This is a genomic window from Stenotrophomonas nitritireducens (assembly GCF_001431425.1).
GTDB classification, from domain to species: Bacteria; Pseudomonadota; Gammaproteobacteria; order Xanthomonadales; family Xanthomonadaceae; genus Stenotrophomonas; species Stenotrophomonas nitritireducens.
Genome location: NZ_LDJG01000015.1, coordinates 15,109 through 36,547 on the forward strand (window position 1 = coordinate 15,109; position 21,439 = coordinate 36,547).

Annotated in this window: 19 protein-coding genes; 6 read left to right on the forward strand and 13 right to left on the reverse strand. The window is 69.8% G+C overall.

Annotation, left to right across the window (positions count from 1 at the left end):
• Window positions 1-80: 80 nt before the first annotated feature.
• On the forward strand, window positions 81-980 hold the full coding sequence (yedA, locus tag ABB22_RS09995; protein WP_055766654.1) for a drug/metabolite exporter YedA: 900 nt from the start codon (window positions 81-83) through the stop codon (window positions 978-980).
• The gene (rarD, locus tag ABB22_RS10000; RefSeq protein WP_055766651.1) at window positions 977-1,888 is read left to right on the forward strand and encodes an EamA family transporter RarD; all 912 of its coding nucleotides are present in this window, start codon (window positions 977-979) and stop codon (window positions 1,886-1,888) included. The genes yedA and rarD overlap by 4 nt, the downstream gene beginning before the upstream one ends.
• 8 nt (window positions 1,889-1,896) lie before the next feature.
• On the opposite strand, the gene ABB22_RS10005 is transcribed toward rarD, so the two are convergent.
• The 7 genes from ABB22_RS10005 to ABB22_RS10035 form a co-directional block, all read right to left on the reverse strand.
• Window positions 1,897-3,060: an alpha/beta fold hydrolase gene (locus ABB22_RS10005; RefSeq protein WP_055766648.1), complete on the reverse strand. Its 1,164-nt coding sequence runs from the start codon at window positions 3,058-3,060 to the stop codon at window positions 1,897-1,899.
• A 182-nt stretch (window positions 3,061-3,242) separates the two neighbouring features.
• On the reverse strand, window positions 3,243-6,095 hold the full coding sequence (locus ABB22_RS10010; protein ID WP_055766647.1) for a TonB-dependent receptor: 2,853 nt from the start codon (window positions 6,093-6,095) through the stop codon (window positions 3,243-3,245).
• Window positions 6,096-6,343: 248 nt separating this feature from the next.
• Window positions 6,344-7,648, reverse strand: coding sequence for an ABC transporter permease (locus ABB22_RS10015; RefSeq protein ID WP_055766644.1), 1,305 nt, complete (start codon window positions 7,646-7,648; stop codon window positions 6,344-6,346).
• 10 nt (window positions 7,649-7,658) lie between these two features.
• On the reverse strand, window positions 7,659-8,819 hold the full coding sequence (locus ABB22_RS10020) for an ABC transporter permease (protein ID WP_055766639.1): 1,161 nt from the start codon (window positions 8,817-8,819) through the stop codon (window positions 7,659-7,661).
• Window positions 8,820-9,021: 202 nt separating this feature from the next.
• Window positions 9,022-9,708: an ABC transporter ATP-binding protein gene (locus ABB22_RS10025; protein WP_055766636.1), complete on the reverse strand. Its 687-nt coding sequence runs from the start codon at window positions 9,706-9,708 to the stop codon at window positions 9,022-9,024.
• Window positions 9,709-10,320: 612 nt separating this feature from the next.
• On the reverse strand, window positions 10,321-10,524 hold the full coding sequence (locus tag ABB22_RS18505; protein WP_057505205.1) for a hypothetical protein: 204 nt from the start codon (window positions 10,522-10,524) through the stop codon (window positions 10,321-10,323).
• 77 nt (window positions 10,525-10,601) lie between these two features.
• On the reverse strand, window positions 10,602-11,852 hold the full coding sequence (locus tag ABB22_RS10035) for an efflux RND transporter periplasmic adaptor subunit (protein ID WP_055766630.1): 1,251 nt from the start codon (window positions 11,850-11,852) through the stop codon (window positions 10,602-10,604).
• A gap of 204 nt (window positions 11,853-12,056) precedes the next feature.
• Here ABB22_RS10035 and ABB22_RS10040 point away from each other — a divergent pair, with 204 nt between their 5' ends.
• Genes ABB22_RS10040 through ABB22_RS10055 form a run of 4 tightly spaced genes read left to right on the forward strand, consistent with a single transcriptional unit; the run spans window position 12,057 to window position 15,600 of the window.
• Window positions 12,057-12,983 carry an ABC transporter ATP-binding protein gene (locus ABB22_RS10040; RefSeq protein ID WP_055766627.1) on the forward strand — a complete coding sequence of 309 codons (927 nt, stop codon included), beginning with the start codon at window positions 12,057-12,059 and terminating at the stop codon, window positions 12,981-12,983.
• On the forward strand, window positions 12,983-13,768 hold the full coding sequence (locus ABB22_RS10045; RefSeq protein WP_055766624.1) for an ABC transporter permease: 786 nt from the start codon (window positions 12,983-12,985) through the stop codon (window positions 13,766-13,768). The genes ABB22_RS10040 and ABB22_RS10045 overlap by 1 nt, the downstream gene beginning before the upstream one ends.
• Before the next feature lie 36 nt (window positions 13,769-13,804).
• Window positions 13,805-15,001 carry a sensor histidine kinase gene (locus ABB22_RS10050; RefSeq protein WP_235504259.1) on the forward strand — a complete coding sequence of 399 codons (1,197 nt, stop codon included), beginning with the start codon at window positions 13,805-13,807 and terminating at the stop codon, window positions 14,999-15,001.
• The gene (locus tag ABB22_RS10055) at window positions 14,998-15,600 is read left to right on the forward strand and encodes a response regulator transcription factor (RefSeq protein ID WP_055766618.1); all 603 of its coding nucleotides are present in this window, start codon (window positions 14,998-15,000) and stop codon (window positions 15,598-15,600) included. Before ABB22_RS10050 ends, ABB22_RS10055 begins: the two co-directional genes overlap by 4 nt.
• 109 nt (window positions 15,601-15,709) lie before the next feature.
• Here the strand turns inward: ABB22_RS10055 and ABB22_RS10060 are convergent, their stop codons facing one another.
• The 6 genes from ABB22_RS10060 to ABB22_RS10085 all read right to left on the reverse strand — a co-directional run bounded on the left by ABB22_RS10060 (window position 15,710) and on the right by ABB22_RS10085 (window position 21,419).
• A complete protein-coding gene (locus ABB22_RS10060; protein WP_055766615.1) occupies window positions 15,710-16,246 on the reverse strand; it encodes a cytochrome b in 537 nt (178 codons plus the stop codon).
• The gene (locus tag ABB22_RS10065) at window positions 16,243-17,349 is read right to left on the reverse strand and encodes a catalase family peroxidase (RefSeq protein WP_055766612.1); all 1,107 of its coding nucleotides are present in this window, start codon (window positions 17,347-17,349) and stop codon (window positions 16,243-16,245) included. Before ABB22_RS10065 ends, ABB22_RS10060 begins: the two co-directional genes overlap by 4 nt.
• A gap of 142 nt (window positions 17,350-17,491) precedes the next feature.
• Window positions 17,492-18,877 carry a leucyl aminopeptidase family protein gene (locus ABB22_RS10070; protein ID WP_200911349.1) on the reverse strand — a complete coding sequence of 462 codons (1,386 nt, stop codon included), beginning with the start codon at window positions 18,875-18,877 and terminating at the stop codon, window positions 17,492-17,494.
• Window positions 18,878-18,923: 46 nt separating this feature from the next.
• Window positions 18,924-19,583 carry a DUF1294 domain-containing protein gene (locus ABB22_RS18735; RefSeq protein ID WP_055766608.1) on the reverse strand — a complete coding sequence of 220 codons (660 nt, stop codon included), beginning with the start codon at window positions 19,581-19,583 and terminating at the stop codon, window positions 18,924-18,926.
• 4 nt (window positions 19,584-19,587) lie between these two features.
• Window positions 19,588-20,283: an HAD family hydrolase gene (locus ABB22_RS10080; protein ID WP_055766606.1), complete on the reverse strand. Its 696-nt coding sequence runs from the start codon at window positions 20,281-20,283 to the stop codon at window positions 19,588-19,590.
• Window positions 20,284-20,321: 38 nt separating this feature from the next.
• A complete protein-coding gene (locus ABB22_RS10085; protein WP_055766602.1) occupies window positions 20,322-21,419 on the reverse strand; it encodes an AI-2E family transporter in 1,098 nt (365 codons plus the stop codon).
• Window positions 21,420-21,439: the final 20 nt, after the last annotated feature.

Sequence of the window (21,439 nt, forward strand, 5' to 3'; positions counted from 1 at the left end):
CAGCATGCCGTTTTTCGCGCTGATCGCCAGCGCCGCGGTGCCCTAGAATCCGCATTCCCCCGGATGGCGGTACCTGCCCCATGTCTGCGCCCCCCACCACGTCGGCTGCTCCACGGAGCGGCCTTGTCGTTCTGGCCCTGTTCCTCGTGTACGTCGTCTGGGGTTCGACCTACCTCGGCATCCATCTGGCGCTGGAGGGCGGCATGCCGCCGCTGTCGGTGATCTCCGGCACCCGCTTCGTCATCGCCGGCGGCGTGCTCTATGCGATGCTGCGCTGGCGCGGCGTGGCCCCGCCGACGCGCGCGCAGTGGCGGACGCTGGCGGTGATGGGCCTGAGCCTGCTGTTCCTGGGCAACGGCATGGTGGTGCTGGCCGAGCGCGACGTATCCTCGGGCCTGGCCGCGGTGGCGGTGGCCTCGGTGCCGCTGTGGATGGCGCTGTTCTCCGCGTTCCGCGGGCAGCGCGTGACCGGCGGCGAATGGCTGGGCATCGCGGTCGGTTTCGCCGGCGTGCTGTGGCTCAACGCCGGCAGCAGCCTGACCGCGACGCCGGCCGGGCTGGTGTTCCTGCTGGTGGCGCCGCTGGGCTGGGCCGCCGGTTCGATCTGGTCGCGCGGGCGCGACCTGCCGTCGCCGTTCATGACCGCCGCCGGGCAGATGCTGTGCGGCGGCGCGATCCTGGTGGTGGCCGGCCTGCTGCGCGGCGAACGCATGACCGCGCCGCCGTCGCTGCAGGGCGTGCTGGCGGTGGCCTACCTGTGCGTGTTCGGCTCCATCGTCGCCTTCACCGCCTACGTGTGGCTGCTGCACAACGTGCGCCCGGTGCTGGCCAGCAGCTATGCCTACGTCAACCCGGTGATCGCGGTGGCGCTGGGCGCGTGGATCGCGCACGAGCGCTTCAGCGCTGCCGACATCGGTGCGATGGCGGTGATCCTGGCCGGCGTCGTGGTCATCACCCTGGCCCGGATGCGCCGCGCATGACGCCCGCCCACGAACACCGCAACGGCCTGCTGGCCACCACCCTGGCCTTCGTCATCTGGGGCCTGTTCCCGCTGTACTGGCGGCTGCTGATCGAAGTGCCGTCGTTCCTGATCATCGCCCACCGCATCATCTGGAGCGCGGTGCTGCTGATCGGCGGGCTGGGCCTCGTGCGCGGCTGGGGCTGGCTGCGCGAGGTGTGGGCGACGCCACGGCGGTTCTGGCTGCTGGGGCTGTCGAGCCTGCTGATCGGCGCCAACTGGAGCCTGTACATCTGGGCGGTGAACGCCGGCCACGTGGTCGAGACCAGCCTGGGCTATTTCATCAATCCGCTGCTGAGCGTGGTGCTGGGCGTGGCGGTGCTGCGCGAGCGGCTGGGCCGGCTGCAATGGCTGGCGGTGGCGCTGGCCGCGCTGGGCGTGGCCTGGCTGACCTGGCAGAGCGGGCGCGCGCCGTGGATCGCGATCGGGCTGTCGATCACCTTCGGCCTGTACGGACTGCTGCGCAAGCTGGTGGTGGTCGAGGCGGTGACCGGGCTCGGCGTGGAAAGCCTGTTCATGGTGGCGCCGGCGCTGGCCTATGCGCTGTGGGCCGAGAACGGCCACGGCGGCGGGTTCGTGTCCGGCTGGGGCTGGGGCAACGATGCGCTGCTGGTGCTGGCCGGCGTGGTCAGCGCGGTGCCGCTGATCGCCTTCGCCTACGGCGTGCGCCGCATCCCGCTGTCGGTGGTCGGGCTGCTGCAGTACATCGGCCCGACGCTGCAGTTCCTGATCGGCGTGCTGATCCTGCGCGAACCGTTCGCACCCTCGCAGCTGATCGGCTTCGGCCTGATCTGGGCCGGGCTGGTGGTGTTCGCGACCGCCGGCGTGCGCGCTGCGGCACGGGCGCGTTCGCAGGCCCAGGCACGGTAGGAACGGCTTCAGCCGCGAAACGCTTTCCCGGCCGAGTCCTTCGGGACTGGCGCCGCACCCGTGGCCGGGGATGCCGCCACGACCGTTCCGCCGGATGCGGGTGCGGCAGGTATCGGGCAGGGCGCCCCGTCGTTGCCGGCCTGCGCGAACCAGTCGTCGACCACGCCCGAGAGGCGGTCCAGCCGCAGCGGCAGGGTCAGGTGGTCCTCGCCCTGCAGCTCCAGGTAGCGCGCGCGCGGCGCGGCGGCGGCCAGGGCGCGGCCCTGCGCGACGGGGATGTGCGCATCGTCGCGGCCATGCAGCAGCAGGACGCAGGCCGGCACCTGCGCCAGCGCCTGGCCGACATCCACGCGGTCCAGGTCGATGCCGAGCCTGCGGTCGGCGGCGGCGATGGCCGCGTCCAGCCCGCTGCCGCCGTACTGCCAGCGCGCCAGCGGCAGCGCGACGTAATCGCTGATGCGTTCGGGCGGGCGCGACAGCATGTGCGGCACCATCGCGCGGATCGCCTGGCCGGCGTTGTCGAAGGATTCCATCGCCACCACGCTGCGCAGCCGCGGGCCGAGTTCGCGCGCGGCGAAGATCGCGGTGGCCGCGCCATAGGACACGCCGAGCAGGTGCACCGGCCCGCTGATCTCGCCGCGTGCGTCGAGCGCGCGCAGCGCGGCGGCCACGTCGTCGCCTTCGCGGGTGCCGTAGCCTGAGGGCGCCTGCCCGGAGCGGCCGTGGTTGCGCAGGTCCAGGGCGATGGTGCGGTAGCCGTCCTGCGCCAGCTCCAGTGCCCAGGGCAGCAGCGAGCCGCCATCCATCATCCAGCCATGCAGCAGGATCACCGTGCCGCGCGGCGCGGGCGGCGTGGCGTCCGCGGCCGGTGCGGTGGCGTCCAGCGAAAACTCGGGAAAGCGCCCGCCCTTGCCCAGATAGCGGTACTGCAGGCGGTAATCGCCGGGGTCGAGGGCGAGCCAGTGCAGCGCCACGCCCTCGCTGCCGGGCACCATGCCCTGGCGATGCGGCAGGCGCGCGAGCAGGGCGTCGATGCGCGCGGTGGGCACCATCGGCGAGGTGCCGCCGGGCGCGGCCAGCCGCGCGCTGAGCGACAGCGGCGGCATCGGCGAGGACAAAGCGAAGCCGGCCAGCATCACGCAGACGCCGGCCAGCGCCAGCGAACGCAGCATGGCGGTGATCCGAAAGGGGGAAGAACGCCACGGTAGCGCCTGCGCCGCCGCGGCTCTACCGCGCGGGGATGACAGGAAGATGACCGTTGTGTGGTGTTCGGGTTCGGCTTCCGCCGGATGCGGAAAAAGCAAAGGCACCTTGCGGTGCCTTTGCCGGATGGAACGCGTCGCTGACCGGACGATCAGAAGCGCTGCTGGTACTTCATGTACATGAAGCGGCCGATGTCGAAGCCACCGTAGTAGGTGAAGCTGCTGTTCGGCTGGCTGTACATGATCGGGCCTTCATGCTTGAACACGTTGTTCACGCCCAGCGACACGGTGCCGTTCCACGGCAGGGCATAGCGCACCTGCAGGTCGTGGAAGGAGTTGGAGCCGACCTTCCTGCTCGGCTGCACGTCGGTATACGGCGAGCGGAAGTCCGGCAGGTTGCACTCCGGGCCGCCGTCCAGGTCGTAGGAGCACTTTTCCTTCATGCCGGAGTAGTAGCGGGTGCTCCAGGTCAGGCCGAAGTCGCCGCGCTGCCAGTCGGCGCTGAAGTTCGAACGCACGCGGAAGTTGCCGCCCCAGCCGGTGTACTGGTCGACCGGGGTGGTGGCTTCGCTGTCGCTCTTGCGCGCCAGGTAGTCCACGTAGGTGGCATTCAGGCGCAGCGAGATCTGGCCGATCGCCAGCTCCGGCAGGCGGTAGCGCACGCCGACGTCGTAGCCGGCGGTTTCCTGGTAGCCGGCGTTGTTGAGCGAGCGGTTCATGCCGCTGACCTGGCCCTTGTTGGTGCCGGAGGTGTAGCGGGTGAAGCGCGAGCACGCCGAGGCGATGCCCTGCACGTAGCACTGGTTGAGGATGTCGGTGGCCGATTCGCCGACGATCACGTTGTCGATGCGGATCTTCCACCAGTCCAGGCTCAGGTCCAGGCCGGAGACGAAGTCGGGGCTGTAGACCAGGCCCACGGTCCAGGTCTTGGCGGTTTCCGGCTTCAGGTCCGGGTTGGAGCCGGAGGTGAAGTCGGTCACCGCCTGCACGCCGGAGGTGCTGGCCAGTTCGCCGTCGCCGGTCTTCTGGCGGAAGTCGCTGCCCATGCCGGCGGCGGTGCAGCGTGCGGCCACTTCGCTGTTGCGCGCGGCCGCGCCGAAGGAGCGGTCGCACGGATCGGTGATGCGGTCACGGGTGGTGACGGTGCCGCCGTACAGGTCGTCCACGGTCGGCGCGCGGAAGCCGGTGCCGTAGGTGGCGCGCACCAGCAGGTTGTCGACCGGCTTCCACTTCAGGCCGAACTTGCTGTTGGTGGTGCCGCCGAAGTTGTTGTAGTCCGAGTAACGCCCGGCCACGTCCAGCGACAGCTCGCGCACGAACGGCAGGTCGGCCAGCAGCGGCACCTGCAGTTCCAGGTAGACCTCGTCCAGCTTGTAGTCGCCACGGGTCGGCTGGCCGCTGGTGCCGGCGATCTCGCCGTTCTGCACCATCAGGTCGGGGGTGTAGCTGGCTTCCTCGCTGCGGTGCTCGACGCCCATCGCGGCCATCACGTCGCCGGCCGGCAGGCTGAACAGCGAGCCGGAGATGTTGGCGCTGATCACCTTGGTGGTGCTCTGGATGTCGTCGACGAAGCTGCGGAACAGGTAGTCGCGCACGGCCGGATCGCCGCTGAGCGAGCCGGGGCTGTTGCTGCCCATCGGCGCCAGCGGGTTCCACGGCACGCAGCCTTCGATCACGTTGTCGCGGGTGCCGCAGCGGGCCACGCCGTTGTCGTCGATGAACGAAGCGCCCACCGCCTTGTTGACGTTGGGCTGGTACATGCTCTGCAGCGTGCGGCGCTCGCCCTCGTTGCGGTTGAACATGTAGCCCACGTTCCAGTCCCAGAAGCGCGAGCCGGTTTCGAAGCTGCCTTCCAGGCCCAGGCTGGCGCGCTTGGTGGTCAGGCTGTTGTTGGTCGCGCGCGGGAACTCCTCGGTGCGGTGCGAGAACAGCACGTCCTTGCCCCAGTGGTTGAACGCGCTGTCCTTGGACAGCATCGCGCGCGCACCGCTGGCGGCCTGCGCCGAGGACACCGAGTACGGGTAGCCGGCCAGCTGCTTGAGCGATTCGCGCTCGCTGTACAGCACGTCGGCGACCACGCGCAGGTCGTCGGTGATCTGGAAACCGCCGTTGGCGAACGCCGAGCGGCGCTCCAGGCCCGACAGCAGGGTCATGTTGGTCTTGGTGTTGGCGTAGACCGAGCGGTCCAGCGGCTTGAAGTCTTCCACCCTGGACGGATCGCCGCCGGGGCCGACGCTGATGACCTTGCCATCGACGGTGACCGAGCCCCATTCGGTGGTGCCGTTGAGGCCGTCGGTGGGGTGGTACGGGCCGTTCGGATAGGCAGTGAATTCGCGCGCGCCGCCCAGCACCGGGTCTTCCTTCACCTTCTCCGCGCCGACGGTGATCCAGCCGCGATCGAAGGTCTTGCCGTAGGTGGCGCTGTAGGAGCGCTTCTGGCCGTCGCCTTCGCTGTACTGGCCGACATAGGCGTTGGCCTGGCCGCCATCGAAGTTCTTGCGGGTGATGATGTTGACCACGCCGGCGATGGCGTCGGAGCCATACAGCGCCGAGGCGCCGTCGGTCAGCACTTCCACGCGCTCGACGATCGCCGACGGGATCGAACCCACGTCCGAATAGCCGCCCGCGCTCACGCCCATGCGGCGGCCATCGACCAGCACCAGGCTGCGTTCCGGGCCGAGGTTGCGCAGGCTGACGAACATGCCGCCGTAGTCGCGCGCCGAGGACAGCGCCGAGGCGCGGCTCAGCGCCGGCGAACCGGCCGCAGTCACGTCCTGCAGGATGTCGGCGACGTTGACGTAGCCCTTCTTCTCGATCTCGGCGCGGGTCAGCGCGATGACCGGCTTGGCGGTCTCGACGTTGGCCTGGCGGATGCGCGAGCCGGTGATCTCGACACGGTCCAGGGTGGTGGTGCCGTCATTGGACTGGGCGAGGGCGGGGGCGCTGCAGGCGGTGGCAAGGGCCAGCGCGATCGCGGAGCGGAGGGGGGTCGACTTCAGATACATCGTTTTGCGTTTCCTTTACTGCCTACGAAAAAAAGCGCCCGCGAGGGGCGCCATGAACAGATGCGATCACCGTTGGGGGAGGGACGCAGCATCCGTTGCCACGCAGCTGCGCGCCCGCCGGGTTCCGGCGGGCGCGCATCATGGACCAAACGGGTAGATGCGTGAAGGGGGAAAATCCGCCATTCCGCCGGGGATCGTTTCGCAGGCAGGGGCGGCGGCGGCGTTTCCGGGCGCCGCCGCCGTCGCCATCAGGTCTCGCGCAGGGCGGTGGTGATCGGCAGCCGCGCCGCGCGCAGCGCCGGGAACAGGCCGCCGACCAGGCCGATCCCCAGCGCCCACTTCAGTCCGCTCCACAGCAGTCCGGGCGAGACGTGGAACTTGAACACCACTGCGCTGAAGTTGCTGCCGATGGTGGACACGCTGTAGCCGTTGAACACCAGCCAGGCCACCGCGCAGCCGAGCAGGCCGCCGACCAGCGCCAGCAGCATGGTCTCCAGCATCACCGCGGTGACTACCGGCAGGCCGCGGAAGCCGATCGCGCGCATGGTCGCGATCTCGCGGGCGCGCGTGGCCACCGCCGCGTACATCGTGTTGAGCGCACCGAACACCGCGCCCACGGCCATGATCGCGCCGATCACCGTGCCGAGGATGCTGATCAGCTTGTTCAGCCCGCCGCCCTGCTTGCTGTAATAGGCGCGGGTGGTCTCCACGTCCAGCTTCAATCGCGGGTCGGCCGCGACGGCCGCCTTGAACCGCTCGAAGCCGTCCTTGCCCTCGGTGCGCACGCTGATCGACTGGTAGGCGCCGCGCTGGTAGGTGGTGGCCAGGGTCTGAACATCGGTCCACAGCTCCGAATCGTGCGCATCGCCGGAAGCGAACACGCCCACCACCGTCCAGGCCTGGTTGCCGAGGGTCAGGGTCTTGCCCACCTCCATGTCGCGGAACTGGCCCTGCGCGCCTTCGCCGACCACGATCTCGCGCAGGCCCGGCTTGAACTGCCGGCCCTTCACGAGCTTTACCTTGTCGTGCACCGCCCAGGCCATGTCGCCGACACCGCGGAACTGCGCGTTGACGTCGGTGCCGTCGGCCCTGGAGACCAGGTTGACCACCTGCGACAGCTCGGCCGACAGCAACGCGCGGCCCTGCGCATCGCGGGCCACGCCCGGCAGCGTGCCCAGCAGCGGCACCTGGTCGCGGGTGATGACCGAGTTGGTCTCGGCCTGCGAACCGCCGCGCAGCACGATCGCGGTGGTGTCGTCGCCCGTGCTGTTGAGCGTGGCCTGGAAGCCCGCGCCCATCGCCAGCATCGCCACCAGCACGCCGACCACGCCGGCGATGCCGACCACGATCACCGACGAGGCGCCCCAGCGCTGCGGCAGGCTGGCGATGCCGATGCGGGTGGCGGCCAGCGCCAGCCGCCCGCTGCGGGTGAGCGGCAACCACAGCGCGATGACGACCACGGCCAGCACGCCGACCCATGGCAGGGCGATCCATGCGGCCAGGCCGATGGCGAGCAGGAAGATCACCAGTGCATTTGCAATGAACTTCTTCATGGTCTTCTCCTCAGCGTCCGGCCAGCGCGTCGACGATCTTCAGCCGCTTGGCGCGCAGCGCCGGCAGTACGCCCACGATCAGGCCGATCAGCACGATCAGCCCCAGGCCCATCAGCCAGGTCTGCAGCGGTACCTGCGGCGGCAGCATGCCCATGGTCTTGGGCGCCATCGCGGGCAGCGCCAGCGCCGCCAGGCCCAGGCCGATGGCACCGCCCAGGCCTACCAGCAGCACCGATTCGACCATCACCAGCATCAGCACCGTGCCGTCCTTGAAGCCCAGCGTTTTCAGCGTGGCCAGCTCGGGGATGCGTTCGCGCACCGCCTGCGCCATGGTGTTGCCGGTCAACAGCAGCAGGGTGAAGAACACCGCGCCCATGATCGAGGTGACGATCATGCCGATGTCGGCGAACTGCTTGATGAAGGCCTGCTGGAACGCCGACTCGGTCTGGCTCTTGGTCTCGTGGTCGGAGTTGGCCGAGATCGCATCGATGGCCTGGGCCACGCGCGAGGCGTGGTCGGCGTTGTCCAGCGTCACCGTGTACCAGCTCACCTGGTTCTTGATGTAATCGTTGGATTCGTCGAAGTACTTCCAGTTCATCATCAGCTGGCGCTCGTCGTTGGCGGCAGCGGCGGTGTTCTTCGAATGGAAGATGCCCACCAGCTGCAACGGCCAGTCGTTGCTGCCGCCGCGCGGGAAGATCGTGGCCTGCAGCGGGATGGTGTCGCCGATCTTCCAGCCGAACTGCTGTGCCAGGGTCGCGCCGACGATGGCGCCGGTGCGCGTGTTGTGGAAGGCCTCCAGCTGGTCCTTCGGTACCTCGAACTCGCGGTACACGTCGAAGTAGTTCGGCGCCACCGAGAAGTTGGGGAAGAAATTCTTCGGGTCCTGGTAGATGCCGCCGAACCACATGGCGGAGGTGACGTCGCGCACGCCCTGCACCTGGCGGATCTGCGGGTCCAGGCGGATCGGCAACGACTGGGTGATCGACAGGCGCGAGGTGACGATCAGCCGGTTGGCGCCGGCCACGCTGTTGCCGCCGCTGTTGAAGGCCACGCGCACCGAATCGAGCATGCCGAACAGCAGGAACGCGGTGACCACCGACAGCAGGGTGAACAGGGTGCGGGTGCGGCTGCGGAACAGCTGGGCCCAGATGAGGGAGAAATATTTCATGGTGCACCTCCCTGTGCGCCACCCTGCAGGCGGCTTCGCCGTGCAAAACGGCTGTCCTGCCGTTTTGTCATGGGCGCACCTCTGACCGCCATGGACGGCGGGAATGCCGGCTTTGCAGGAGCACAAACCGGCCCTGAGCCACCCTGCGGGCGGCTTGGCCGTGGAAAACACCGGTCGTGTTGGTTGTTCATGGCCGCGCTCCTCAGTGCACCGGGGCGTCGACCAGCTCGCCCTTGTCCAGATGTACGGTATGGGTGGCGTATTCGGCCGCCTTCGGATCATGGGTGACCATGATGATGGTCTTGCCGTGCTCTCGGTTGAGCAGCTGCAGCAGGCCCAGTACTTCCTCGGCCGAATGGCGGTCCAGGTCGCCGGTGGGCTCGTCGCAGATCAGGAAGGTCGGATCGGAGACGATGGCGCGGGCGATGGCCACGCGCTGCTGCTGGCCGCCGGACAGTTCGTTGGGGCGGTGGTCGCGACGGTCGGCCAGGCCGACCAGGGCCAGCGCGATCTGCGCGCGACGCTTGCGCTCGCCGGCCGACAGGCTGGTCAGCAGCAGCGGCAATTCCACGTTCTTCTGCGCGGTCAGCATCGGCATCAGGTTGTAGAACTGGAACACGAAGCCGACATGGTGGCTGCGCCAGGTCGAGAGCTGGCCGGCACCGAGCTGGTCGATGCGCTGGCCCTCGATGGCGATCTCGCCGCCGCTGGGCGTATCCAGCCCGCCGATCAGGTTGAGCAGGGTGGTCTTGCCGGAACCGGACGGACCCATCAGCGCGACGAAGTCGCCGCGGGCGATGTCCAGGTCGATGCCGTGCAGCACCTGCACCTTCTCGGGGCCGCGCTGGTAGGTCTTGGTGATGTTGCGGAGGGTGACGAGGGCGGTCATGGGTGATCCTCTGCGGGTGATGCGGTGGGTGGCGGGCGCTGCCGCGCCGCTCTGCTTTTATCCTCCCGCCTGGGGCGGGAGCGGGTGAATGGGGGCGATGCTGCGGCGGTTGCGGTTGCGGTTGCGGTTGCGGTTGCGACTGTTGCTTTTGCTTCCTGCTTCTGACTTCCCCGGCCGTAGAGCGAGCCGGGCACCGCAGCGGGACAGGGGGCGAAGAGGCGCACGTGTCTGAGCGAAGCGAGTTGTGCGCCGTCCCCCTGGCCCGCGAGGAGCGCAGGGAACCGGCGGGCGAAGCCCGACGGATCGCGGCCCGGCCCGTGCTTGACCAGCCATTCGGCTGTTGGAAAAACACTTCTCTTGGTTACTTCTCTTTGCATGAGCAAAGAGAAGTAACTCGCGCCTCGAAGGGGAGCGAAAGCTCTTGATCCCGCTTCAGCCGTTGCTCCGGCTTTTCAAATACAAACGACAAGGGCCAAAGCACCAGCACAAAGCCAAGGCGGAAGCTTGAAAGCAAGGCTTTCACTCCTGCTTCGCAGGAGCGAGCCACCTTTCTTTGCTCGTGCAAAGAAACGTGGCCCAAAGAAAGCACGCCCTGCCTCCGCGCCCAACGCGCTACGCGCGTCGGGTCCACTCCGCCGGCGGGATTTTTCGACGAGACATCCCTGTCTCGTCGAAAAACGACGTGCATCCCTGCACGTCGCCCTTCGGGTTTTTCCCACCGGCTCCGTCGCTGCAGAAGGGGACCCGAACGTCAAAAGCGAAGAGCAACAGCAGAATCACGGGCAACAGCAACAGCAACAGCAACAGCAACAGCAACAGCAGAATTCGAGGTGGCTGCCTGCTGAGTGGTTCGCCAAGCGACGCCGCGCGTCACACGGCCGGACCACCGCGGATCACTGCCCCGCGTCGCCGGCCAGCGTCACCTTGTCGCCATCCTTCAACGCCGGCGGCGGATTCACCACCACCGTCTGTCCCGCCGACAGGCCCGACAGCACCTGCCGGTCCTTGCCCATCTCCATGCCGGTCTTCAGCGCCTGCGCCTGCACCGTGTCGTCGCTGCCGACCACGAACGCCACTGCGTCCTGGCCGCGCTGCACGATCGCCGCTGCCGGCACGCGCACGCCTTCGGGCTTCTTCTGCCCGGCCTCGGCCGGCTTTTCCAGGAAGCTCACCCGCACGCCCATCTCCGGCACGATGCGCGGATCCTTCACCTTCAGCGCCACGCGCACCTTCACCGTGGCCTTGCCGCGGTCGGCGGTGGGAATGATCGCGATCACCTCGGCCGGGATCTTCCAGTCCGGGTAGGCGTTGAGCACGGCCTCCACCGGCATCTTCGGCTGCACGCGGCCGATATAGGCCTCGCCGACCTCGACCTCGATCTCCAGCGAATCCATGTCCACGATGGTGCCGATGCCGGTGCGGGTGAAACCGCCGCCGGCCGACAGCGGCGAGACGATCTCGCCCGGCTGCGCGGCTTTGGCTGTGACCACGCCGGCGAAGGGCGCGCGCACCACGTTGTTGTCCACGCCCAGGTCGGCGATGGCCAGCGCGTCCTGCGCGACCCGGGCGTTGTGGCGGGCGGAGGCCAGCTGCGCGCGCAGGTTGTCGCGCTGGGCGACGGACTGGTCGAACTGCGCGCGCGATACGAGCTGCCGGCCCACCAGCTGCTGCAGGCGCTGGGCGTCGGCCTCGGCCTGGCGCAGCTGCGCCTGCAGCCCGTCGACCTGGCTGCGCGCGGCGTCGAGCTGGGCGGCGTTGAGCGCGCGCTGCGCATTGGCGTCGATCGGGTCGAGCGTGGCCATGACCTGGCCTTCCTCCACGCGCATGCCTTCCTCGATCAGCACCTCGCGCACCTTGCCGGTGATCTTGGCCGAGACCGTGGCCATGCGCCGCGCCACCACGTAGCCGCTGGCGTCGAGCACCGACGCGCTGGCGCTGTCCTGGCCGATGGCGACCACCGGCGCGGTCTCCACCACCACCGGCTTGCCGCGGCTGAAGAAGAGGCCGGCGGCGATCGCCAGCAGCAGGGCCAGCAGCAGGCCGAGCACCCACCACAGCCAGCGGCGCGGCGAGGACGGGCCTGGCGCCGGCGGAGCCGAACGGTCGATGCGCAGTTCCTTGAGCAGATCGGCAGAGGTGTTCATCGGCGACAGGACAGTGTCCGCGGGAAGAAGTGACGGAAGGTAACCCAAACCGGCGGGGCAGGCTCGCCGGCGACGGAGACCGATTCTAGGCGGCACCCGGCGGCGGAACAGGTGACGGGTGTCATCCGCTTGGCCTGACCGCCCGCACTACGGGGCCGTGGCGCGCATCGATACCTTGGCGCCATTCCCGGAAGGAGCGAACAGATGGGCGCGAACGACGAGGTACTGGCAAGCCTGCGCGGCGTGCACAAGCGCTATGGCGCGCTGCAGGCGCTGGCCGGCGTGGACCTGGACCTGCATGCCGGGCAGGTGCTGGCCCTGCTCGGCCCGAACGGCGCCGGCAAGACCACCACCATCGGCCTGCTGCTGGGCCTGCTGCGCGCCGATGCCGGCCAGGTGCGCCTGTTCGGGCAGGACCCGCAGCAGGTGGCGGCGCGGCGCGGCATCGGGGTGATGCTGCAGGATGCGGCGCTGCCGCCGACCCTGAAGGTCGGCGAGCTGCTGCGGCTGACCGCCAGTTACTACCCGGCGCCGCGCCCGCTGGCCGAAAGCGCGGCGCTGGCCGGCATCGAGGACCTGCTCGAGCGGCCCTACGGCAGGCTGTCCGGCGGCCAGCAGCGGCGCGTGCAGTTCGCCATCGCCCTGTGCGGACGCCCGCGCCTGCTGTTCCTGGACGAACCCACGGTCGGGCTCGACCTGCCGGCGCGGCAGCGACTGTGGGCCACCGTGCGCATGCTGGCCGGCGAAGGCGCGGCGGTGGTGCTGACCACGCACTATCTGGAAGAGGCCGGGCACCTGGCCGACCGCGTCTGCGTGCTGCTGCGCGGGCGCATCGTCAGCGACGGCAGCGTCGATGCGCTGCGCGCGCGGGTGGAAACGCGCCGCATCCGCTGCATCTGCGCGCTGGATGCCGATGCCGTGGCCGCCTGGCCGGGCGTACGCCAGGTGCAGCGCGACGGCGCGCGGCTGGACATAGCCAGCGACCAGGCCGAGGCGGTGGTGCGGCGCCTGCTCGACACCGATCCGGCATTGTCCGGCCTGGAGGTACTGGCCGCCGGGCTGGACGAAGCGTTCTGCGACCTGACCCGCGACGAGCCCGTCGCTTCTCCCGATCTGCGCGAGGCCGCCTGATGGACACCCTGCATGCCTTCTCTCCGGTACAGGCGCCGATGCCGCGCCGCCGGATATTCGCCGCCTACCTGCAGGAAACGCGCGCCGAATGCCTGCGTTACCTGCGCAGTCCGTCGTTCCTGCTGCCGACGCTGCTGTTCCCGGCGGTGTTCTTCCTGATGTTCGGCGTGGTGCTGGCCGGGCGCAGCACGCCGGAGGCGCCGCGCTTCCTGCTGGCGTCCTATTCCACCTTCGGGGTGATGGCGCCGGGCCTGTTCGGTTTCGGCATGTCGCTGGCGCTGGAGCGCGACAATGGCCTGCTCACCCTCAAGCGCGCGCTGCCGATGCCGCCGGCCGCGTACCTGGCCGGCAAGATGGCGATGGCGATGCTGATGGCCGCGCTGATCACCACCTTGCTGCAGACGCTGGGGCTGACCCTGGCGCATGTGCAGCTGCAGGCGCTGCAGATGCTGCGGCTGGCGCTGGTCTGCATCGCCGGCGCGGTGCCGTTCTGCGCGCTGGGCCTGCTGCTGGGCACGCTGGTGAAGGGCCAGGGCGCGCCGGCCATGGTCAACCTGCTGTACCTGCCGATGGCCTTCCTGTCCGGGCTGTGGTTCCCGCTGCAGATGCTGCCGCCGCTGGTGCGCGCGCAGGCGCCGCTGTGGCCGAGCTACCACCTCAATGCGCTGGCGCAGTCGGCGGTGGGCTTCGATACCGGCAGCGCCTGGCCGCACCTGCTGTGGCTGGCCGCATTCACCGTGGTCGTCCTTGCCATCGCCGTGCGCCGCCTGCGCCGGCATGGCTGATGGCATCATCGACGCCTGCGCGACAGGAACCGCCCCGTGAACCACCGCCACCTCCCCGCCTGGCTGAAGCCCGCCCCCGATTCGGTGGTGGCCGACAACCTCAAGCTCGGCAAGTGGCCGTGGATCGACGCCGTGCACCTGCTGTGGACGGTCTGGGTGTTCCTCACCCCGATGTTCGGCGGCGGCTTCACCCTGCGCTGGGTGCTGATCACGCTGTGGTCGTATCCGCTGTTCATCCTGTTGTTCGTGATGACCCTGGTGGCGTCGCGGCGCAGCGCGCCGATCTTCGCCCTGGCGATGGTCGTGCTGGCGATGGCGCTGCTGCGCAGCTATCCCTCGGGCATGAACTATTTCGTGTTCGGCTGCGTGATGCTGCGCTCCAACCGCTGCATCGGCGTGCGCCGGTACCTGCTGGAGCTGGCGCTGCTCAACGCCGGTTTCGTCTCGCTGGCCTGGTGGATCGGCTATCCATGGCAGGTCGTGGCCTGGATCCCGGCATTGACCGTGGTCATCGGCCTGATCGTCAATGTCGAGCGCGCGAGCAGCGAGAAGGACGCGGCGCTGCGGCTGTCGCATGAGGAAGTGCGGCGCCTGGCCGCCACCGCCGAGCGCGAGCGCATCGGCCGCGACCTGCACGACCTGCTCGGGCATACGCTGTCGCTGATCACGCTGAAGATGGAACTGTCGCGCAAGCTGTTCGAGCGCGACCCGGCGCGTGCGCAGCGCGAGCTGGCCGAGGCCGAGCAGATCGCCCGCGACGCGCTGGCGCAGGTGCGCAGCGCCGTCACCGGTTTCCGCGCCGCCGACATGGCCGCCGAACTGGCCTCGGCGCACCTGCTGCTGGAGTCCTCGCGCGTGCACCTGCGGCATTCGCCGCCGCCGCCGATGCCGGCCTGGATCGAATGCGGGCTGGCGATGGTGCTGCGCGAGGCGGTCACCAACATCGCCCGCCATGCGCAGGCCAGCGAGGCGATGATCGCGGTGCGCGTCGAGGCCGATACCGTGGTGCTGGAGGTCGCCGACGACGGCCGCGGCGGCGTGTCCGCCAACGGCAACGGACTGGCCGGCATGCGCGAGCGGGTGGCAGCGCTGGGTGGCACCCTGCGCATCGATTCGCCGCGCGGCGCCGGCACGCGGCTCACGGTGACGGTGCCGCTGGGCGACGGTAACGCGGCCGTGGCGGCCGCCGCACCCGATGGTCCCGGGCTGCCGGCGATGGAGGCGCGCGCATGATCCGCATCCTGCTGGCCGAGGACCAGGCGATGGTGCGCGGCGCGTTGTCGGCGCTGCTCAACCTGGAAGCCGACATCGAGGTGGCAGGCACCGCCGCCGATGGCGAGACGGCATGGCGCGAGCTGCAGCGGCTCGCGCCCGACGTGCTGGTCACCGACATCGAGATGCCCGGCCTGACCGGACTGGAGCTGGCCCAGCGCGTGCAGCGCCATGGGCTGGCGGCGAAGGTGGTGATCGTCACCACCTTCGCCCGCACCGGCTTCCTGCGCCGCGCGCTGGACGCCGGCGTGCAGGGCTATCTGCTCAAGGACGCGCCGGCGGAGAAGCTCGCCGAAGCCTTGCGCCAGGTGCATCGCGGCGGCCGCGCCATCGACCCGCAGCTGGCGGTGGAAGCCTGGACCGAGGCCGACCCGCTCAACGACCGCGAGCGCCAGGTGCTGCGACTCGCGGGCGAAGGCCGCTCGGCCAACGAGATCGCCGAACAGCTCGGTCTGTCGCATGGCACCGTGCGCAATTATCTGTCCGAGTGCATCGGCAAGCTGGGCGTCGCCAATCGCATCGAGGCGCACCGGCTGGCGCGGCAGAAAGGCTGGCTTTGAGCCGCGATCGCGGCGCCCTGTCATGCATGGCCATGCGTCGAAGCGGCGGTGGCGGCAGGACTCCCCGGCACGCGGAACCGTGCGGCCGGGCGTGTCCGGCGGCGGAGCGTCAGTCCCTGCCGCGCGCCATCGTCTGGAACACGCCATCGCGGCGCACCCACAGGTGCAACAGCGCGGCGCCCACGTGCATCAGCACCGTGGCGAACAGTACGTAGGCCAGCATGCCATGGGCGTTGCGGAGCGCCGCGTACAAGGCCGGCGTATGCGGCACGATCGCTGGCAGCTGCAGGCCTTTCCACAACACGATCGGGTAGCCGCCGGCCGACAGCATCGCCCAGCCGATCAGCGGCATCAATAGCATCAGCGCGTACAGCATCCAGTGCGACAGCCTGGCCGCCATCGCCTGCCATGCCGGCAGCTCGGCCGGCAGCGGCGGCGGACGATGGCGCAGGCGGTTGTACAGGCGCAGCAGCGCCAGCACGCCGATGGCCACGCCCAGCGGGCGGTGCAGGTCGATCAGCAGCGGCCGCAGGTGCAGCGAGGCGACCATGGTCACGCCGATGAACAGCATGGCGATGATCATCACTGCCATGGACCAGTGCAGCACCCGGGCCGGCAGGTTGAAGTGGCCGTTGCCGGTGTTCATCGCGCGGTCTCCCTGGCTTGTGCCGGAGCGCCGGCAGCGCGTTCGCGCTCGCGGCGGTTGAACGATTGCGAATAGATCGCCGAGCGTGCTGCCAGCACCGGATCATCGCTGCCGCGCATGCCGCGGGGCAGGATCAGCGGATCGAAGTTCAGTTCGCCGCAGGCGCCCTGTTCCTGCGACTGCATGCGCTCCAGGCTCAGTACGCCGGCCATCACTTCGCTGCGCGACGCCGGCCAAGGGGTGGAGGGATCGTCCACTGCGTCGCCGGGTTCGGCGATGCTGACCACCAGGTTCCAGCGCACCGGGCCGTTGTTCAGGCGGCGCCGCAGGTCCTGTTCGAGGAAGTCCGCATCCGCGCGCCCGCGCGCGTCGGCATCGAGTTCAGCCACCGGTGCCTGCGGCTGCCAGCGCCAGCGCACCGCGCGCTGGTTGCCCTGTGCGTTGGTGAACCAGAAGCTGTTGACGCTGTTGAACGTGGTGTTGGCCCAGCTGTCGGTCCACGGCGCGCTCTTTGCCCATTGCTGGAAGGCCCGCGCGCTGGGATAGCGGGCCAGCAGCGCCGCCATTTTCTGCGGGTCGGGCTTGCCGGTGGCCGGATCGGGAAGCTGCGCACGGGTCTGTTCGAAGAAGGCCTCCGGCGTCGGCACCGCGAAGAACGGGAAGCTGTTCATCGCCATCCGCCATTCCTGGCCATCGTCGCCGACCAGCTGCAGGGCGATGCTGCGTACCCGCGCGTTGCCGTCGGCGCCATGCGGGTCGCCGCCGCCGATCGACAGGCGGCCGAGCACCGGCACTTTCTGCTGCGAAAACACTCGTGCGCTGGACAGCATCGGCGCCTGTGCGCTGGGAGAGAACCAGCCGCCCACGCACACGCCCTTGCTGTGCGCACGGCGGAAACCGGGATGGGCCGGGCCGGTGGCCTCGATGGTGTCGGTGAAGCGCTGCGCGGTCAGCCGGTCGCGGCCGATCCAGCCGGCCAGCCACGCAAAGGCGAGCGCGGCGGCGCCCAGGATCAACGCGATCAGGGCGATCCATGGCAGCGGCGTGTGCCTGCGCGGAACCGGTGGTTCCTGGCCGGCGCGGGTATAACGGAACAGTGGCATTGGCGGACTCCTGCCGTCGCGGAACGCATCGGGCGCGATGCACAGATCCTTGCAGAACCCGGACGGGTGCGAAATTCAATTTTTCGTGAAGTCTGCCGCAGCGCGTGGTGCCGGCCACCGGCCGGCCCACGCATCGCACGCTTCAGGCGTAGCGGGCCTTGAGCATCGCCCAGGCCGAGCGCAGCGCCAGCGCTTCGCCGCCGGCCGGGCGGCCCGGGCGCTCGCCGTCGTTCCAGGCGTAGACGTCCAGATGCGCCCACTTCTGGCCTTCCTCGACGAAGCGTTCCAGGTACAGCGCGGCGGTGACGCTGCCGGCCATGCGCGAGCCGGCGTTGGCCATGTCGGCGATGCCGCTGTTGAGGTAACGCAGGTAGGGGCGCCACAGCGGCATGCGCCACACCGGGTCGCGGGTACGGTCGCCGGCGTCCAGCCACTGCTGGGCGAGCGTGTCGTCGTTGGCGAACAGCGCCGGCAGGTCGGGGCCGAGCGCGATGCGCGCCGCGCCGGTGAGGGTGGCGAAATCGACGATGGCGTCCGGCCGCTGCTCGCTGGCGTAGGCCAGCGCGTCGCACAGGATCAGGCGGCCTTCGGCATCGGTGTTGTCGATCTCCACGGTGATGCCTTTGCGCGTGGTGATGACCTCGCCGGGGCGGAACGCATCGGGGCCGATGGAGTTTTCCACCGCCGGCACGATCAGGGTCAGCCGCACCGGCAGCCGCTGCGCCATGACCAGCCCGGCCAGCGCCAGCGCGTGCGCGGCGCCGCCCATGTCCTTCTTCATGTTGCGCATGCCGTCGGCCGGCTTGATGTCCAGGCCGCCGGTGTCGAAGCACACGCCCTTGCCGACCAGCGCCAGGTGCGGCGCGGCTTCATCGCCCCAGCGCAGCACGATCAGGCGCGGCGCGCGGTGCGAAGCGCGGCCGACGGCGTGGATGGTGGGGAAGTTGTGCTCCAGCAGTTCGTCGCCGGCGATCACCTCCAGCGCGCCGCCATGGGCGTCGGCCAGCGCGCGCGCGGCGTCTTCCAGCTGCTGCGGGCCCATGTCCTCGGTCGGGGTGTTGACCCAGTCGCGCACGCGCAGGCAGGCGGCCAGCACGTCCAGCACTTCCGGCGCCGGCGTGGCGACCAGCTGCGCCGGCAGTCGCGCCGGCTTGCGGTAGCGGGCGAAGCGGTAGCTGCCCAGGCCCCAGCCGAGCTGCAGGTTGGCGGCATCGGCCGCGTCCAGCGCATTGGCCAGCTGCCAGGCGCAGCCTGCCGGCAATGCGAACGGCGCATGCGCATAGGCATAGGCGTCGCCGCGGTCGCCGACGCCCAGCACCGCGCCGGCCAGTCCGTCCGCGCCCGGCAGCAGGGCGACGCTGCCCGGCGCCGCGGTGAACTGCTGGCTGCCGAGCCAGGCGCGGGTCGCCGCCGGTTGCGCATCCAGCCATGCGGCGAAGGCCGCCTTGTCCAGCACATGCAGCGGAAGGGCGTTGCTGGCGTCGGAAGTGAAGCCTGCGGGAGACAGCGGAGCGGACATGGGGGTCATTCCTGGAAGTAGGGGCCGGCGGCCGGCGATGGCCGTCGGCAGGGCATCACGATGCGGTTTCGATATGGGGCAGCAGCCAGTACAGGGCGGCGCAGTTCAGTGCGGCGGTGATCCAGAACATGATCTGGAAGCTGGTCTTCCGGGTCTTGTGCCGATACGCCTGCTGGGCCAGCAGGCCGCCCGGCCAGCCGCACAGCAGGTCGAACAGGTGCAGGGTTTTTTCCTGCGTGCGTTGCAGGTTCTGGTTGGCGGCGCTCTTGTCCAGCGCATAGGCAATGAACGACAGGGCGCTCATTCCCGCAAAGGCCAGCGTTACCGCAAGCGGCCACCAGTGCAGCCACGTGCCGGCGGCCAGCGCGGTGAGTGCGCCGGCCAGGATCAGGCGGTGCACGAGGTCTTGCAGCTTGCCGGAGGCATGGCGCTGGCGTGCGGTGGCTCTGGCGTCGTTGCGGCGCCGTGCCTGCGCACGCATCGCCCCGGCATTGACGAAACTGGCGCCCACCGCGTTCAGGCGGCCCTTGTCGTCGCGCCGGGTTTCATAGCGGATCAGGTCGCCGTTGCCCGGGCGGCGACCGGCATGTTCGATGGTCCTGATGTGCACGAAGGCGCGGGCCGCGTGATCGCCGCCGGCCTGCGCTTCGAGCGGGCGCACGAAACCGTAGCCCTTCGTGTCGTCCCACTGTTCGATGCGGCCCAGTTGCGGCATGGGCTCAGTCCTGCGCGTCCAGCCAGTCGGCCAGCCCGGCGAGGGTGTCGAACTGCAGGTCCGGCGGCGGCGCGGCATGGTTCCAGGCATGGGCTTCGCGGTTGATCCAGCAGCCGCGCAGGCCGGCGCGCATCGCACCGGCCACGTCCATCTCGGCATGGTCGCCCACGTGCAGGACGCTGGCCCGTTCGACGCCCAGGCGCTTGCAGGCGGCGTGGAAGATGCCCGGGTCCGGCTTGGCTGCGCCGAATTCGCGCGAGCCCAGCTGGAAGGCGAACAGCCCGCCGATGCCGATGCGCTGCAGATCGGCGTTGCCGTTGCTGACCGCGGCCACCGGCACGCGCGCGGCGATGCGGCGCAGCGCGTCCAGCGCATCGGGGTAGAACTCCACCTGGTTGCGCGCGGCGTAGAACGCTTCGTAGGCCGGTTCCAGCAGGTCCATGCCGGCGCCGCTCTTCTCCAGCGCCTCGGCCAGGGTGAGGCGGCGCAGCGCGCTCAGGTCGTAGTGCAGGTGCGGGTTGTCGTCGAAGGTGCGCACGCGCAGTTCGCGCATGGCCTCCACCGGGTACATCGCCGCCGTGGCGGGGCTGTGGACGACCATCCAGTCGTGCAGCACCTGGTCGATGCGGGCGCCGATGGGCGCGAACGGCCAGAGCGTGTCGTCCAGGTCGAGGGTGATGGCTAGGACAGGAAAGTTCACGGGGCCATTTTACGGCAGCGGGCCGGGCGGCGCCTTGCCTATTCCAGCAATCGCGCCCAGCCCTGCATGCCGTCCAGCCGCACCAGCACCAGTTTGGCGCAGACCAGCAGCGGCACCGCCAGCAGCAGGCCGACGATGCCCCACAGCCAGCCGGACAGCATCAGCGCCAGCACCAGCATCAACGGCGAGATCGCCATGCGCCGGCCCAGCACGATCGGCGTGACCAGTTGCCCCTCCAGCGTGTGCAGCGCCAGGTAGGCCAGCGCCGGCAGGGCAATGGCCAGCGGCTCGCGGAACTCGGTAAGGCCGACCAGCAGCATCAGCGCGATGCCGACCAGCGGGCCCACATAGGGAGCGAAGTTCAACAGCATCGCCACCGTGCCCCACAGCAGTGCCTCGGGCAGGGCGATGCCGAGCAGCATCAGCGCCCCGGCCAGCGCCAGCCCGAGCAGGGTGTTGATGATGGTGATGGTCAGCACGTAGCGCGATATCTCGCGCTCCATCGCGCGCAGGATGTCGGTGGTGAAGCGTTTCTGCTGGCGGTTGGGCAGCAGCGCGATGATGTGCCGCTGCAGGTTCTCCCCGTAGATCATGAAGAACAGGGTCAGCAGCACCACTGCCAGCGCCGAGGCGGCCAGCCGCGGAGTGCGCACCAGCGCCCGGTACGGGTCGTCGAGCCGGGTGCGGATCACTTCCACCTTGCGGTTGTCCTCGCCGCCGGCGGCACGGGCGAAGCTCTCGGCGGCCTGGTTGGCCTGCTGCACCGGCCGCACCAGGTCCTGCACCTTGCGCGAGACCTGGCGCAGCTGCTGCGGCGTCTCTGCGAACCAGTCGGCCGCAGGCACCGCCAGCTGTACCGCCAGCGCGCCGGCACTGGCCAGGCCGATGGCCAGCACCAGCAGCGCGGCGAGGAAGCGCGGCAGGCGCAGTTTCTGCAGCAGGCGGATGATCGGGTTGCCGACCAGGGCGAAGAACATCGCCAGCAGCACCGGCAGGATCACGTCCTGCGCGGCCCACAGCGTATAGCCCACCGCCAGCGTGGCCAGTACCAGTACGGCGGAAGACGCGCGCGGGCGCGGCGTCGGCGGGGCCGGTTCGGCGGCGGGAGGGGACGGATCGGACGGCAGTGCGGGCATCGCGGCACTCCGGAGCGGGA

Excerpts from the sequence above, each read along its gene's own strand:
- ABB22_RS10005 (WP_055766648.1), bottom strand. The coding sequence starts at position 3,060 with ATGCTGCGTTCGCTGGCGCTGGCCGGCGTCTGCGTGATGCTGGCCGGC.
- ABB22_RS10035 (WP_055766630.1), bottom strand. The coding sequence starts at position 11,852 with ATGAACACCTCTGCCGATCTGCTCAAGGAACTGCGCATCGACCGTTCG.
- ABB22_RS10065 (WP_055766612.1), bottom strand. The coding sequence starts at position 17,349 with ATGCCACTGTTCCGTTATACCCGCGCCGGCCAGGAACCACCGGTTCCG.
- ABB22_RS10055 (WP_055766618.1), top strand. The coding sequence starts at position 14,998 with ATGATCCGCATCCTGCTGGCCGAGGACCAGGCGATGGTGCGCGGCGCG.
- ABB22_RS10070 (WP_200911349.1), bottom strand. The coding sequence starts at position 18,877 with ATGACCCCCATGTCCGCTCCGCTGTCTCCCGCAGGCTTCACTTCCGAC.
- ABB22_RS10040 (WP_055766627.1), top strand. The coding sequence starts at position 12,057 with ATGGGCGCGAACGACGAGGTACTGGCAAGCCTGCGCGGCGTGCACAAG.
- ABB22_RS10020 (WP_055766639.1), bottom strand. The coding sequence starts at position 8,819 with ATGAAATATTTCTCCCTCATCTGGGCCCAGCTGTTCCGCAGCCGCACC.
- ABB22_RS10025 (WP_055766636.1), bottom strand. The coding sequence starts at position 9,708 with ATGACCGCCCTCGTCACCCTCCGCAACATCACCAAGACCTACCAGCGC.
- ABB22_RS10045 (WP_055766624.1), top strand. The coding sequence starts at position 12,983 with ATGGACACCCTGCATGCCTTCTCTCCGGTACAGGCGCCGATGCCGCGC.
- ABB22_RS10060 (WP_055766615.1), bottom strand. The coding sequence starts at position 16,246 with ATGAACACCGGCAACGGCCACTTCAACCTGCCGGCCCGGGTGCTGCAC.
- ABB22_RS10015 (WP_055766644.1), bottom strand. The coding sequence starts at position 7,648 with ATGAAGAAGTTCATTGCAAATGCACTGGTGATCTTCCTGCTCGCCATC.
- rarD (WP_055766651.1), top strand. The coding sequence starts at position 977 with ATGACGCCCGCCCACGAACACCGCAACGGCCTGCTGGCCACCACCCTG.
- ABB22_RS18735 (WP_055766608.1), bottom strand. The coding sequence starts at position 19,583 with ATGCCGCAACTGGGCCGCATCGAACAGTGGGACGACACGAAGGGCTAC.
- ABB22_RS10085 (WP_055766602.1), bottom strand. The coding sequence starts at position 21,419 with ATGCCCGCACTGCCGTCCGATCCGTCCCCTCCCGCCGCCGAACCGGCC.
- ABB22_RS10010 (WP_055766647.1), bottom strand. The coding sequence starts at position 6,095 with ATGTATCTGAAGTCGACCCCCCTCCGCTCCGCGATCGCGCTGGCCCTT.
- yedA (WP_055766654.1), top strand. The coding sequence starts at position 81 with ATGTCTGCGCCCCCCACCACGTCGGCTGCTCCACGGAGCGGCCTTGTC.